This is a genomic window from Variovorax boronicumulans (genome assembly GCF_019352895.1).
Taxonomy (GTDB): domain Bacteria; phylum Pseudomonadota; class Gammaproteobacteria; order Burkholderiales; family Burkholderiaceae_C; genus Variovorax; species Variovorax boronicumulans_A.
In genome coordinates this window covers 1-590 of record NZ_JAAAFX010000013.1, presented here as the reverse complement: position 1 = coordinate 590, position 590 = coordinate 1, and the positions used below count along the sequence as shown (strand labels likewise).

Below are 590 nucleotides of genomic sequence, written 5' to 3'. Positions count from 1 at the left end.
GGATGGCGCCGGGCTATCCGGAGGGCTCCGCATACCCCGGTCCGCCTTATCCCCGAGAGCCCGGTCCAGCCTACGCACCATTGCCGGATGAGAAGCCAATGCCGCCGGTCACAGGCGTCAGGTAGAGAAGTCAAATTAGAGCAAGGGAGTTCACCATGAGCCAATTCAAGACGGCGCTCGAACGCCTCGAGGCTGCGACGCCGAGTCGTGCACTGTCTGGACGCGTTGCGCTACGAATGCTGGCGTTGTTCGCTGCGGCGGTCCTGGCCACGGCCTGTGCAAGTGTCGAGAGCGACTTCTCGCCGCGTGCGGACCTGATCGGTGTGCCTGTGTCGGCGGTGGGCCACTACGGAAAGATGATCGGCATTCCGCAGTTCTCGATCAATGGATATGGAGGAGGCAGCAGCAGTGGTTGGGGAGGCGGCGGTAAGTCGAGTTGTTGTGTGTTGTTGCCGCGGAATCCCGTCAAGCCGGTGCTGGTAACGGTGAAGTGGAGAACGTGTGATATCGGGCATATCAAGTTCGAGAACGGTCGAATCGTGAACCCGAACGACCAGTGCAAAGCGGAAGAGCACGAGGCAAGGGTGCCG

General features: G+C 61.2%; 1 protein-coding gene. It reads left to right on the top strand.

Features of this window, described 5'->3' with window-relative positions; genetic code table 11:
• Window positions 1–155 precede the first annotated feature (155 nt).
• Window positions 156–590 (top strand): DUF3304 domain-containing protein (locus K0H49_RS26325; RefSeq protein ID WP_219219233.1); only part of this gene is annotated, 435 nt, incomplete at its 3' end.